This window comes from Mucilaginibacter ximonensis (genome assembly GCF_042686265.1).
GTDB classification, from domain to species: Bacteria; Bacteroidota; Bacteroidia; order Sphingobacteriales; family Sphingobacteriaceae; genus Mucilaginibacter; species Mucilaginibacter ximonensis.
The window spans coordinates 1,473,172-1,486,092 of the sequence record NZ_JBHUPD010000001.1; the positions used below are offsets into that span (position 1 = coordinate 1,473,172).

Annotated in this window: 11 protein-coding genes and 1 tRNA gene; 2 read left to right on the forward strand and 10 right to left on the reverse strand. The window is 44.6% G+C overall.

Annotated features, from left to right (window positions below; translation table 11 throughout):
• Positions 1-5: 5 nt before the first annotated feature.
• The 7 genes from ACFS5N_RS06700 to ACFS5N_RS06730 all read right to left on the reverse strand — a co-directional run bounded on the left by ACFS5N_RS06700 (position 6) and on the right by ACFS5N_RS06730 (position 8,192).
• A complete protein-coding gene (locus ACFS5N_RS06700) occupies positions 6-860 on the reverse strand; it encodes a helix-turn-helix domain-containing protein (protein ID WP_377183509.1) in 855 nt (284 codons plus the stop codon).
• A gap of 30 nt (positions 861-890) precedes the next feature.
• Complete coding sequence (locus ACFS5N_RS06705; protein ID WP_377183511.1) at positions 891-1,478, reverse strand: alpha-ketoglutarate-dependent dioxygenase AlkB family protein; 588 nt, start codon at positions 1,476-1,478, stop codon at positions 891-893.
• Between the two features lie 130 nt (positions 1,479-1,608).
• Positions 1,609-2,685, reverse strand: a complete 1,077-nt coding sequence (locus tag ACFS5N_RS06710; RefSeq protein ID WP_377183513.1) for a Gfo/Idh/MocA family protein — start codon at positions 2,683-2,685, stop codon at positions 1,609-1,611.
• 104 nt (positions 2,686-2,789) lie between these two features.
• Positions 2,790-6,158 (reverse strand): family 16 glycoside hydrolase, encoded by a 3,369-nt coding sequence (locus ACFS5N_RS06715; protein WP_377183515.1) that lies wholly within the window; start codon positions 6,156-6,158, stop codon positions 2,790-2,792.
• A 43-nt stretch (positions 6,159-6,201) separates the two neighbouring features.
• Entirely contained in the window at positions 6,202-7,482 is a 1,281-nt protein-coding gene (locus ACFS5N_RS06720) for a Gfo/Idh/MocA family oxidoreductase (RefSeq protein WP_377183517.1), read from the reverse strand.
• A gap of 89 nt (positions 7,483-7,571) precedes the next feature.
• Entirely contained in the window at positions 7,572-8,048 is a 477-nt protein-coding gene (locus tag ACFS5N_RS06725; RefSeq protein ID WP_377183519.1) for a hypothetical protein, read from the reverse strand.
• 70 nt (positions 8,049-8,118) lie between these two features.
• Positions 8,119-8,192, reverse strand: a tRNA-His gene (locus ACFS5N_RS06730).
• A 119-nt stretch (positions 8,193-8,311) separates the two neighbouring features.
• Between ACFS5N_RS06730 and ACFS5N_RS06735 the strand changes: the two genes are divergently transcribed.
• Positions 8,312-10,402 carry a heavy metal translocating P-type ATPase gene (locus ACFS5N_RS06735; protein WP_377183521.1) on the forward strand — a complete coding sequence of 697 codons (2,091 nt, stop codon included), beginning with the start codon at positions 8,312-8,314 and terminating at the stop codon, positions 10,400-10,402.
• A gap of 99 nt (positions 10,403-10,501) precedes the next feature.
• On the forward strand, positions 10,502-10,972 hold the full coding sequence (rnhA, locus tag ACFS5N_RS06740; protein ID WP_377183523.1) for a ribonuclease HI: 471 nt from the start codon (positions 10,502-10,504) through the stop codon (positions 10,970-10,972).
• An 89-nt stretch (positions 10,973-11,061) separates the two neighbouring features.
• Here the strand turns inward: rnhA and ACFS5N_RS06745 are convergent, their stop codons facing one another.
• The 3 genes from ACFS5N_RS06745 to gloA2 all read right to left on the reverse strand — a co-directional run bounded on the left by ACFS5N_RS06745 (position 11,062) and on the right by gloA2 (position 12,824).
• Positions 11,062-11,592 carry a metallophosphoesterase family protein gene (locus ACFS5N_RS06745; RefSeq protein ID WP_377183525.1) on the reverse strand — a complete coding sequence of 177 codons (531 nt, stop codon included), beginning with the start codon at positions 11,590-11,592 and terminating at the stop codon, positions 11,062-11,064.
• A 32-nt stretch (positions 11,593-11,624) separates the two neighbouring features.
• On the reverse strand, positions 11,625-12,332 hold the full coding sequence (locus ACFS5N_RS06750; protein ID WP_377183527.1) for a tRNA1(Val) (adenine(37)-N6)-methyltransferase: 708 nt from the start codon (positions 12,330-12,332) through the stop codon (positions 11,625-11,627).
• Between the two features lie 102 nt (positions 12,333-12,434).
• Positions 12,435-12,824: an SMU1112c/YaeR family gloxylase I-like metalloprotein gene (gene gloA2, locus ACFS5N_RS06755; protein ID WP_377183529.1), complete on the reverse strand. Its 390-nt coding sequence runs from the start codon at positions 12,822-12,824 to the stop codon at positions 12,435-12,437.
• Between the last annotated feature and the right edge of the window lie 97 nt (positions 12,825-12,921).

Genomic DNA, 12,921 nt, shown 5'->3' on the forward strand with positions numbered 1-12,921 from the left:
TTGGACTATTCACGGTATTGCTCGCGAAATACTAAAGGCGTTAATCCGCTTTGCTGCTTAAAAATGCGCGAGAAATAGGTATGATCTTCGTACCCTAACTCATGGGCAATTTCTTTTACGTTCAGGGCCGTGTAAAACAGCAAACGCTTAGCCTCGAGCATTACTTCCTGCATAATCCAATAGCTAACAGGGAAGCCGGTGGTATTCTTCAAGGCCTCGTTAAGATATACTTCAGAAACATTTAATTTCTCTGCATAAGCCGACGGACTTTTAACTTCTTTCAAATTATTGCTCAGCAAAGTTTTAAACTCTTGCGTAAGCTGATATTTACGGTTAAACAGCATACCGCTTTGCGCCTCCTGCTCCTTGTATTGTGCCGCCACCATACCGGTAAAAGCCTGTAATAGAGAGTACAATACCTGCCTATAAAAGGGCTGCCCTTCATTATCGCAATAATGTCGAAACAAGGGCTTTAACACCTCTTTAAATTCGCCGGCCATTTCATCACTTAAAGCAATTGGCAGTTGCAACGTTAAGCGCTGCTCAAAAACCTGCCGCTGTTCATTAGTTAACAAACCGGTATCAACGGCCAAAAACCAACCATAAGCCATATCGGCACTGATACGATGATGTACCTGACCCGGTAAAACGAAATACAAGGTATTCGGTGTGAAACGCATCACCTCAAAATCAATCATCAACTGTGCTGCGCCCCTCTCAACCAAAAAGAAAATATAATGATCATCCCGATGCGCTCCGAGTGGCTCTTCCTCTTCAGGCTTGTCGCCGGGCTTGAAATAGTCTATTTCTATACCTATTTCAGCCCGATCCTGCAATAAGTGCATAGGGATTGTTGGCATAGGGTAAATATAGGGTTTTGACTAAAAATTTTATAACACAAGTCTGAACGTCAAATTTACCCTGGCTTTCATTGCTTGCGTTGATTTAGCGATGCGATGCTCCCAATGCTCCTGCAACCCTGATTTCATGAGTAAAAAAGATCCATGTTCAAGCCTGATAGAATAATGCTCTTTATGATTGCTCTTACATCGGATATCAAAGCTTCGCACCTGCCCAAAACTAACCGAGGCTATGACCGGTTGACTGCCCATGATACTTTCTTTGTCACTGTGCCAGGCCACCGAATCATTGCCATCCCTATAATAATTCAACAAAACGCTGTTGTACTTTATACCCGCTAAAGGCTCTACAATTGCCCGAATGGCTTGCAGCTCTGTAGTCCAGGGTAAGGTGCCGGCTATCCGGTCAGTTTCGCCATACCAGCACGTCAGGCGCGGTGTCAGATATTCCTTATCCCACAATTTCTGCGTGGTTTGCTTCCAGGGCGTTTCTCTGATAAATTTTTCTAACAAGGCATCGCTTTCAATTTTACTGAACAAACCCGCCTTATAAGCTAACAAGTGCTCTGGTAAACCGTTGCTTTGACCGGCTTCTGTAAATAACGCTAATTGTTCCATCTCGCTTCCCCCCACATAATTCGTATATGTTTACAAATATATACTAAAAAATTTAGCAAACGAAAGTCAAATTGAAACAAAAACGCCTTCCTGTTCAGGAAGGCGCGTATTAAATGTTGGTTTATGAAATTTATAATTTTACGATCTCACCTGTCTTTACTGACTCATCGCAGGCAAAAGCTATTCGTAAGCTGTTAATCGCATCTTCGGTAGGATGTGTCAGATCCAGATCCTCATGTATTGCTTTCAGGAAAAAACGTTGCTCCCGGTTACACAGTTCCTGGTGATCGGGTTCATCATGCATATCTATCCATTCGTCGGGCTTGGTAAACTCGTCATCTTTGTTAAGATCGGCATGATGTATTTTGATCGACTCTGTTTTGGTATGCGAATCTACAGAGTCTGACTGGCCGGCTTTTGAAGCTTCTTTAGCGACAATTGACACCGCGCCCTTCGGACCGAAAACATCTTTAATAAAAAATGCCGTTTCGCTCACCATCGGCCCCCAACCTGCCTCATACCAGCCCACAGAGCCGTCTTCAAACCTAATTTGCAATTGGCCATAATTATAGTTCCATTCAGGTACTTCATCAGTCAACCGGGCCCCTATAGCACTAACTTGTACCGGTCTTGAACGCGTCATCTGGCACATAACATCAATATAATGTACGGCGCAATCTACAATAGGGCTCAGACTTTTCATGAGGTTGCGGTGCACCGTCCACATGTAACCATGGCTTTGCTGGTTCAGGTTCATGCGCATCACCAGTGGTTTACCCATTTGCTGCGATACTTCAATAAATTTCTCCCACGACGGATGATATCTCAAAATATAACCCACCACCAGCTTTTTACCGGCTTTTTTAGCAGCCTCGGCTACCCGGACAGATCCTTCGACAGTATCAGCCAGGGGCTTTTCTATAAATACGTGGCAGCCCGCTTCAAAAGCTTTAATGGCAAATTCCTCGTGTGTATCAGGATAGGTAGATATACAGACTGCATCAGGTTTGGTTGCTGCCAGCGCTTCGTGGTAATCACTATACAACGCATAGCCGCCGCCTAAGCTTTGGTTCAACACTACTTTACTATTCCCGGTAGATACCAGGCCGACTATCTCAAACCCATCAAGATTATGGTAAGCGGTGGCGTGCGAGGCACCCATGTTGCCACAACCCACCACCAGTACTTTTATATTTTTTGCAGACATTACAGCCTCCTCTAAATCCCCCCCGGCAGGGGAGACTTTTTTATTTTAATTTGATTTACAACATTTTCAAACGCCCTCCCCTGCCGGGGAGGGTTGGGCGGGGCTTATTTCAGCTCCTTAACCCGGATATTTCTAAAATATACCACATCACCATGACCCAGGAAACCGATGTGACCACTTTCGCGCTGTAAGCCCGGGTGCGGCTTGCCATCGGCGGCTCCATTTTTGCGGGCGTCGGTAATATCGGCATCATTAATTAAAGTGCCGTTCAGTATTACTTTAATCTTAGGGCCCTTAACAATTACTTCCTCGTAGTTCCATTCGCCCACGGGTTTCAGGAACCCTCGTTTGGCAGGTATAGTACCGTACACCGACCCATGATATTGGTAAACGTGCAGGTCTTTATACTGAGGGGCCTCATTATCTAAAATTTGCAGCTCCATGCCCGTGTACGCTGCATCACCCTCTAAAGGCGCGCGAATACCCAGACCATTGTTTGCTCCCGGCGTCAATTTAAACTCAAATCTGAATACAAAATCGCTGTACTCTTGCTTGGTATACAAGTTGCCGCCGTTGCCTTTACCCGGTCTTGGATGAATAACGATATTACCATCCTCAGTGGTATAATCAACGGTGTTACCGATCCAGTTAAACATATTTGTACCATCGAAAAGTACTTTAAAGCCATCTTTTTTCTCTTCGTCGCTCAACTCAAAAGGTTTGGTCTGTGGCAGTTCTTTTATATACAGGTCACGATACGCAACCGGCGAGCCATGCGCCTGAAGTTCAATTTGCTCGATCGGAAAGATAGGTTGTTTGCGGTCCCAGTAATTTTCAAGGATAACATTATCAGTAACCAGCTGCCCGTTCAGATAAACCGTTACTCGATCATCTTTCATAATAATATGGAAAGTGTTCCACTCATCCAATTTATTGTCGGCAACCTTAAGCGGTTTACTCTCGTTAACCTGGTTATTGTACAATCCACCCGAGCCCACCTGCGCACCTACGCTGTGACGGGTGGTATCCCAAATTTGCACCTGCGGCGAACCACGCAAATAAATACCGGCATCGCCCTGCCCTTTATGATCGTCTATGATCTTCCAATCGACATACATTTCAAAATTGCCGTATTTTTTTACGGTGCACAGGTTTTGGAAACCCTTACCTTCAAACAGCAACTCGCCGTTTACAGGTTTCCAGTCAACTTTGGCTTCGGCATCCGCTTTTTGTTGAGCAGCAGCTAAAGTTTTCGCGTCCATTTTGGCACGTTTAATCGGGTCGGCTACCAGGCCTTTCCAGCCGGTAAGATCAGTACCGTTAAACATCGATACAAAGCCTTCACTCGGTTTCATAGCGGCAATATACTTATCAACAGCTTGTTGCTGCCGGTTATTTACCAGTGGTTTAGCTTTGTTCAACAGGTCTTTGATCATATCGCCATCATATTCACCTGCAAGGGTAACCTTTATCAATGAGGTTGCCGCTTCTTGTTTTAAATCGGCATCGTCCAGGTATTTTCCGGCGAAAATAATGGCGTCGAAACACTTAGCCTGCTCCACGCTGCGCATTATCTTTTTTCTTTGTTCGATCTCTTTAGTAGCGTCCATTGCTTCGCGAAGCATGAGTAAATGTTGCTCTGGCGTGTAGTTATTTTGGGCAATGGTATACAAATAAGCACCAATGGCATATTTACTTAAATCAGTATCTTTTTCGCGGCGCGCTATTTTGATCAACTCATGCGATGCGCCGCCGTTTACCCAACCAGACAAAGCAGCTAAAACAGCTTTTTTGGTATCGGCATTTCCGGCATCATAAGCTTCGGTTACTGTCTTTAAAGCCTTATCGCCACCCAAGCTAGCCAAAACCTTGTAGTAGGCGGACTTTTTATTTTCAGGTGCCGATGCCATTTGTTTCAAAGCAAAGTCGGTTTGCTGAGTTTTGTTATCGTCGCCGTTTATAATACTAATAAGTGCATTTTGCACGGCTTCTTCATCATCGCTGTTTGTCGTACCATTTAGCAACGTGTATAGTTGCGCTGTGTTGTTTTTGTCAGACACACGTCTCAATGCCGAAAAAGCTGCCGAACGTGTTCTGGAATTTTCACTGGTTAACTGCGCATACACGGCCTTAAATTGATCGGTGGCGGCGCGGCTATCCAATATGCCGATCAAAGCAACCTGTACACTTTCTTTAGCGTTTGGAATTGCCGCTGCAACCTGCTGTGTTATACCGGCGCCCTTCATACGGTTAATGGCATCCACAATTACGTCAACACCATCTGAATCGCTGCTCTCCATTAACTTAATCAAGTCGCCTAAAACCTGCGACTGTCCTATGTTAACAGCAGCATTAATGGCGGTCGATCTAACTGTAGCATTTTTGCTCTTGCCCTGTGCAAGGATAGCCGGTAATGCTGCTTTAATAGAGGTTTGGCCCAACATATAAAGGATGTCGATTTTCACATCGTCATTCACCGTAGCTAATTTCTTTGTCCATAATGAAACATTAGCTGCATTTAGGTAAGGTAAAGCATATCTGAGTGCGGCCGCCCTGTATTGAGGGTTGGCGTCTGCGGCGGCAGCAAGCAACAACGTTTGCTTGTTTGCACTGGCTTCAACCAGTAATTTTAAAGCATTAATGCGCACGTTTATCAGCTCAGGAGCCTTCAATTTGGCGATAAGTACGGTAGCTATTTTTTGCGCTGCCAGTTTATTACCGCCCCGCAATAATTGCTCAGCATAAACTAAATATGATTTGGTAGCATTTGTATTTTCATATTTGTAGCCACTTTTTGCAGCCGCAGCAGCCAACACTGTCTCTGACGACGGATCAGCAATTTGCGACAAGGCATAATAGCAAACTTTGGCTTGTGCAGCGTCGTTGGTTTTGGCCAGCAGGTTGATTGGCTTGGCAGCAGCTTTATAACGGGCATTGCCCAAAGCCTCAATAACCGATAGCCTGGCAGCGCCTTTGGCTTTTGTTAAAGCGGCCAGCAACGCAGATTTAGATGCCGGTGAGTTAATTTTAACCAAAGCCCTCGAAGCAGCGTCGGCCAAATCATTATCGGTTAAATAAGCTTTTAAACAAGCCACGGCATCATCCTTACCTACCAAATCAAACTGACTGATGATAAATTGCCTGCTTTGCTCGTCTGTAAGCAGGGGCAACGCCTTTATGTAGGCCGCAACAGCCATTGTGCGTAATTTTTCGTTCCCGCTTTGTGTGGCATATGCTGTAAAGCCACCAACGGCATATTGTATGGCCGCATTGCTTGGTGTACCGGGCGCTTTCAATCCGTTGATTAAAGTTACCAGTTCGTCTTCACTCAACTCGGCAACACCGGCCATGTCCTTGTTGAACGAGGCAGCATTATAAGCAGGCATTTTTGAAAGCACAGCGGCTACCTTATCCTGCGCAAAGCCTACGGTTTGAAATAAGGTTATTATAGAAAGAAGGTAAATCTTTTTCATCAATATGTTCTTTTATTCTTACTAAGAAATTGATTGTTAAATGTTAAATACTATACGGTTCACGCATAGCCGGGTTCATTAAGCGGTTTGCTGCCTCGTCATCAATAAACTCCAGCTTCACCGGGTCAAATTTTAACGAGCGATTAAGTTTCAGCGCTATTAAACCCATATTAACGATAGTGCATGAACGGAAAGCATTTTCTTCATTCAACGTAAATTTCTGACGTGTTTTAACCGATTCAACAAAACTGGTCATTTGCGGCGGCGGCTCTGGGAAGGCCGCCAGTTTGCGCTCCAGGTCAGGGATATCTGATTTGAAACCCGGATACAATTTACCCTTCGGCCCTTCAATATAAGGTGCATTTACGTCCTTACCCTCGCCGTCCAGGATAATCTGGCAGCCATCAGCATAAGTAAATGTTATTCTGCGCCAGGTGCCTACCGCATCGGTATGCTGCTGTGGTGCGTCTACTTCAACAGATATAGGATTAGTATCATCTTTACCCAGGAAATATTGCACAGGGTCCATATAATGCTGGCCCATATCGCTCAATCCACCGCCATCATAATCCCAATAACCTCTAAAAGTTTGGTGGACGCGATGTGGATGATAAGGTTTGTATTGCGCCGGCCCCAACCATGTCTCGTAATCCAGCTCGGGCGGAACCGGTTGCGGTTCAAGGTTTTCTTTGCCAACCCAATAAAACTTCCAGTCGAAACCGGTGTATTTACCTATAGTCACCTTCAACGGCCAGCCCAGCAGGCCACTGTCAACCAGCTTTTTAATTGGCTGTGCCGGTGTACCCATTCCGTAAAAAACATCTTTATACCTGAACCAGGTATTAATACGAAACATGCGCCCGTTTGCCTGAATAGCCTCTTTAACCCGTTTGCCCTCGCCTATGGTATGCGTCATTGGCTTTTCGCACCAAACATCTTTACCGGCGTTTGCTGCATCAACCGAGATAATACCGTGCCAATGCGGCGGGGTAGCAATATGAACAATATCAACCTCAGGCAGCTGAATCAGCTCCCGGTAATCGGCGAAGGTTTTAACGCCGTTGCCCACCATGGCGGCAACATCTGCCAAATGTTTTTTATCGACATCGCAAATGGCAACAACCGGTGTTTCCTCATAAGGGATGTGATTGCGGCCCATACCGCCAACGCCAATAATGGCTTTGGTCAGCTTATCGCTCGGAGCCAGGTATTTGGGCCCGCCCAGTACAAAACGGGGTACTATACTAAAAGCAGCCACGCCGACCGCCGATTTTTTGATAAAATCTCTGCGTGAGTTTGGATTTTCCTGTTTGGAAAGGCTCATAATTATTGGTTTAATAAGAAACTCTGAATTTAAGTACCTTTTACCAACAATGCAACATGAACCCGCTGATTTTAGAGAAATGAAGAATATTAAAAACGGCGGCCCAGTAAAAAGCCGATAGCCAGAGCTACCAAAATAAGCACACAGAGCAGGTATCGCCATAGTTGTGTTTTAGCTATACGCTCCTTCAGCCTTCTTATTTCTGCTTCGTTAGCCAGCTTCTCGTTTTGCAGGCGCATATTTTGCTGCTGTAATTTAAAAAGCGTACCGCCCACCTCAACCGGCTTTTGCTGCTCCATTTTATAACGCCGGGTAAAACCACCCTCTTTCAGAAATTTTTCACCTTTAGGCTTAAGAATAAGACGCTCGGGTAATTCATAGGCGCCTGCCTTGCCCGATTCAGTAATCAGGCCCTCGCGCGAAAGAATTTGCATCATGGCAAAAGCCGTAGCTTCGTCGCCGTCAAAAAGCTCAAGCATTTGCCGGCGCGTCAGGCTATCCGGAATCCCGAAGGCCTCCAGTACGGCGTCGAGCAATTCGCACTCATATTCATTCAGATCGGTCATGCTGTGCAAATTTAATAATCTTATAGTGACCTGAAACAAAAAAGCCCCTCATTTTCATGAGAGGCTTTTGGGTAAGTAATCGGGCTCGAACCGACGACCCTCGGTACCACAAACCGATGCTCTAACCAACTGAGCTATACCTACCGTGTTGGGAGTGCAAATGTATAAATTTAGGCTTACATGTCAATATAAAATTTAAAATTACAATTTGCTTACGTTAATATTTAGAATGGCTCTAAATAATAAGGTAGATTTGTATTACTATGACAGAACAACTGATAGAACTTAACGTAACAGGGATGCACTGTAACAACTGCGCCCTGTCTGTACATAAATTACTTGAAAAGAAAGGCTTGCACAACATACTCGTCGACTTTGCCGGTGAGGAGGTGAAATTCACCAAGGATAATGAGGCCAGTTTACCCGATATTATTAAAAGTATAGAGCAATTGGGTTATAAGGTGGTTGAAGACCCAGCCTTGCATGCGCCTAAGTTTTATGAGAAGGTAGAAAATAAGTTTTTGTTCTGTGCGATATTTACTGCTCCGCTCCTCTTGCATATGATTTCGCCATGGCATGTGCTGCATATGCCGATAGTTCAGTTATTACTCTGCCTGCCCGTATTTATTGTAGGATGCGTTCATTTTGGTAAAAGCGCCTGGCATTCAGTTAAAGGCGGCACGCCTAATATGGACGTGCTGATCTTTATAGGCTCAACCTCCGCCTTTGTATATAGCCTGGTGGGTACCATTCAAAACCTGGGTGAACAATATCAGTTTTACGAAACCTGTGCTACTATAATAACGCTGGTATTATTAGGTAATGTATTTGAAAAGCGTTCGGTAAATCAAACTACATCTGCCGTTAAAGACCTGGTAAAAATTCAACAGGTAAATGCAAATCGAATTATTGACGGAACGATTGAGGTTATCAGTGCCCGGGATGTGCGTCCGGGCGATGTTTTAATTGTTAATCATGGCGATAAAGTACCGGTAGATGGTGATATTTTAGAAGGCAATGCATCTGTTGATGAGTCGATGCTTACCGGTGAAAGTATCCCGGTTGAAAAGGAAAAATACGACAAGATCATTGGTGGAACGATAGTGGTTCAAGGCAATTTCAGAATGATTGCTACTAAAACAGGCTCGAATACCGTGTTGTCGCAGATCATTGAATTAATGAAAAAAGCACAGGCTGCTAAACCGCCCGTGCAAAAGCTGGGCGACAAAGTAGCTTCGATATTTGTACCGGCTGTGGTGCTGATTTCACTTTTAACTTTTGTATTAACCTATTTCATAACCGATAAAGGTCTGCAGCAATCTCTCATGAATGCCATAGCGGTATTGGTAATTTCATGCCCCTGCGCTATGGGTTTAGCAACACCAACGGCAGTAATGGTTGGCCTGGGCCGCGCTGCTAAAGGTGGCATATTAATTAAGGGCGGCGATACTATTGAAGCCGTTGCCGATACAAAATATGTGGTATTTGATAAAACCGGCACACTAACCACCGGCAAATTCAGTATCGGGGAAATTAAAATTGAGGGTGAAACCCCTATTGAACAAGTTTGCGGCATTATTGTGGCTATTGAGGAGCGGTCTAATCACCCTATAGCCAGATCGCTGGTAGCTGAATTAAAGGGCAAGCCGCAAAATAAAGTGATCTTAAAATTGGTGTCGGAGGAAAAAGGATTAGGCATGCGCGCTGAGGATGTTGAAGGTAATCATTATTTTTTGGGCAGCGCAAAGTCAAATAACGACGGACTCTTTAATTTAGCCTTATATAAAAATCAAGTATTGCTGGCGCAAATTGCTATTGACGATACTATTAAACCCGAGGCCACTGCCCTGATTGCGCAGCTAAAAAAAATGAATATTGTGCCTGTTTTATTGAGTGGCGACCGCCAAAGCCGCTGTACTAAAGTAGCCCATACTATAGGTATAGACGAGGTACATAGCGAGAAGTTACCTGACGAAAAGCTCAGCGTTATAGACATCTATAAACAAAAGGGCAAAACCATAATGATTGGCGACGGCATTAACGACGCCCCTGCCCTCACCAAAGCTGATGTTGGGGTATCTATGAATGACGCCAGCCAGATTGCCATACAATCGGCCAGGGTTATTTTGTTAAATACCGATCTGCAGTCGGTAGTTAAATTTCTGCAGATCAGCAGGCATACGTTACTCACCATTAAACAAAACCTGTTCTGGGCATTTGCTTATAACGTTGTCGCTATCCCGGTAGCCGCACTGGGTTTTTTAAATCCAATGGTTGGCGCCTTTACCATGGCTTTCTCAGATGTGGTGGTGATTGGTAACTCCATTAGATTGAAAAGCAAGCGGATAGGTTAATGGTTCATGGTTGATGGTTCTCAGTTCATGGATTATAGGGTTGATTTTTTAACTTTACAACTTCGTGGATTGAAATGCCATGAACTATCAGCTTAAATAATGATCGAAATCTACACAGATGGTGCTTCAAGTGGCAACCCTGGTCCGGGGGGGTATGGCGTGATATTACGCTCGGGCCAGCATTATAAAGAACTTTCTGAGGGATTTCGTAAAACCACTAATAACCGTATGGAACTGCTGGCGGTAATCAAGGGATTGGAAGCGCTCAATAAACCCAACCAGGACGTCACCATTTATTCTGACTCGAAATATGTTATTGACGCTATTGAAAAGCGCTGGGTTTACGGCTGGCTGCAAAAGGGCTTTAATGGCAAAAAAAATAAAGACCTTTGGTTGCGCTATCTCGAGGTCAGCAAGTTGCACAAAGTAAAATTTGTATGGGTGCGCGGGCATAATGGGCACCCTGAAAACGAGCGCTGCGATGAGCTGGCTGTTGCTGCCGGCAAACGTAAAGATTTACTGATTGATTCTGTTTTTGAAATGGAAGCCAGTAAGCCGGGGATGTTGTAAAAATCAAAAGGGCTGTCACCCTGAGCCCGTCGAAGCGCGAGCGACGGCCTACGCACTATGCTTCGACAAGCTCAGCATGACATCCGTGGTTAAATTGAATTTCCCCCCATCATCTTACCCGGCGATTTATTCACGCCCAACTCAATTACCTGCAAATCCTGAATTTTCGCCCCGTCAATACTAAAACGCATCAATGTGCGCACTTTTTGCCAGCCCTGTTTACCGGCAGCGCCGGGATTCAAATGCAGGCAGTTGATCTTTTTATCAAAAATAACTTTTAGAATGTGCGAATGCCCCGAGATAAATAGCTGCGGCGGATTAGCATAGATTTCCTGACGTATTCGCAAGTCATATTTATCCGGGTACCCACCGATATGCGTCATCCAAACATCTACATCCTCACATTTAAAGCGCAGGTTTTCGGGACAGATCTGTCGGATCTCTTTTCCATCAATGTTACCATAAACCCCGCGTAGCGGCTTAAAAGCAGTGAGCTTATCAACCAGGGCCATATTACCAAAATCGCCGGCATGCCATATCTCATCGCAGTTTTCAAAGTGCTTAAAAACGGCGTCGTCGAGAAAGCTGTGTGTGTCCGAAATAAGACCGATCCTTGTCATTTACGATTTAGATTTACCAATTACGATTGATGTTAGGCGAAGATAGTAAAGAATGGCCTCAACGTGTTTTGATATTGTTGCGAATATTTTTTGGGAGCGTCGTAAATCACGAACTTACCGGGATTACGCTTAGCTTTATTTGAACCAAACACCAGCATCTCACGGTGCGCTTCGCTATCCGGATAGCTGAATATTTGAATAACTTTTTCCAAATTCAGATGAATTGAGTGGCCGATCAACTTTACTAATTCAGCGGTTTCCACAGGCAAAATCAACCATAACGTACCGCCATCAGCCAAAAATGCCCCCGCCGACTTAACTAATCGTTCAAAAAAATCGGCATCGGCATGTTTAGCCAAAGTTTTCTTTTCGCCCTGCGATTTTAGCGTATTTATATAAAAGGGAGGATTTGCAACGATGAGATCGTATTCCTTTTCAGGGTGAGCTTTAAAAAAGTCATCAAAATCATTGGTGTATATCTGAAGTCTATCAGCAAAAGGCGAATTTCTAAAATTTCGTTTCGCTGTTTCGGCAGCTAGTTCATCAATCTCAACGGCATCTATTTGCGCCTCAGGAAAACGCTGTGCCAGCATCAGGGCAATAACGCCGGTGCCGGTGCCAATATCCAGTATAGTTTTGGGTTGATCTGCTTCAACCAAAGCACCCAGCAACACGCCATCGGTATTGATCTTCATGGCGCAGTTGCTTTGGTCGACGTTAAATTGTTTAAAGCGGAACATTGTGCGAAGATAAGAAAAAGGGTGTCACCCTGAGGCACTCGAAGGGTCAGCGAAGGCCTTTGCCCTCATGCTTCGAGAGCCTCAGCATGACAGCCAATGCGCTTATCGCTCGTAAAATTCTATTGGCAAACCATCCGGGTCAGCAAAAAAAGTAAAGCGCTTGCCGGTAAACTCGTCCACACGTATCGGCTCGACCTCTACGCCATCGGCAGTAATAGCGGCTATTGCTTTATCAATATTATCTACCTCAAAAGCTAAATGACGTAAGCCTGCAGCCTCCGGTCTCGACGGGCGCTTCGCGGGATCAGGGAAAGAAAAAAGCTCAATCTGGTAGAGGTTGCCCACTGCCAGATCAAGCTTGTATGATTTGCGCTCCGCGCGATAATTTTCAGCGATGATCTTAAAACCGAGTATCTGCGTATAAAAATGCTTTGATCTTTCGTAATCAGAGCAAATAATCGCTATATGATGTACCCGGTTAATTTTCAGCATAAAATCGTGGTCGCTTTATACAAAAATTGTCATTCTGAGCATAGCGAAGAATCTTATAAAAGCAACTAGCAGATCGTATAAGATTCTTCGCTATGCT

Coding starts and splice junctions, on each gene's coding strand:
- ACFS5N_RS06725 (WP_377183519.1), bottom strand. CDS start 8,048: ATGACCGATCTGAATGAATATGAGTGCGAATTGCTCGACGCCGTACTG.
- ACFS5N_RS06745 (WP_377183525.1), bottom strand. CDS start 11,592: ATGACAAGGATCGGTCTTATTTCGGACACACACAGCTTTCTCGACGAC.
- ACFS5N_RS06700 (WP_377183509.1), bottom strand. CDS start 860: ATGCCAACAATCCCTATGCACTTATTGCAGGATCGGGCTGAAATAGGT.
- ACFS5N_RS06705 (WP_377183511.1), bottom strand. CDS start 1,478: ATGGAACAATTAGCGTTATTTACAGAAGCCGGTCAAAGCAACGGTTTA.
- ACFS5N_RS06735 (WP_377183521.1), top strand. CDS start 8,312: ATGACAGAACAACTGATAGAACTTAACGTAACAGGGATGCACTGTAAC.
- gloA2 (WP_377183529.1), bottom strand. CDS start 12,824: ATGCTGAAAATTAACCGGGTACATCATATAGCGATTATTTGCTCTGAT.
- ACFS5N_RS06750 (WP_377183527.1), bottom strand. CDS start 12,332: ATGTTCCGCTTTAAACAATTTAACGTCGACCAAAGCAACTGCGCCATG.
- ACFS5N_RS06715 (WP_377183515.1), bottom strand. CDS start 6,158: ATGAAAAAGATTTACCTTCTTTCTATAATAACCTTATTTCAAACCGTA.
- rnhA (WP_377183523.1), top strand. CDS start 10,502: ATGATCGAAATCTACACAGATGGTGCTTCAAGTGGCAACCCTGGTCCG.
- ACFS5N_RS06720 (WP_377183517.1), bottom strand. CDS start 7,482: ATGAGCCTTTCCAAACAGGAAAATCCAAACTCACGCAGAGATTTTATC.
- ACFS5N_RS06710 (WP_377183513.1), bottom strand. CDS start 2,685: ATGTCTGCAAAAAATATAAAAGTACTGGTGGTGGGTTGTGGCAACATG.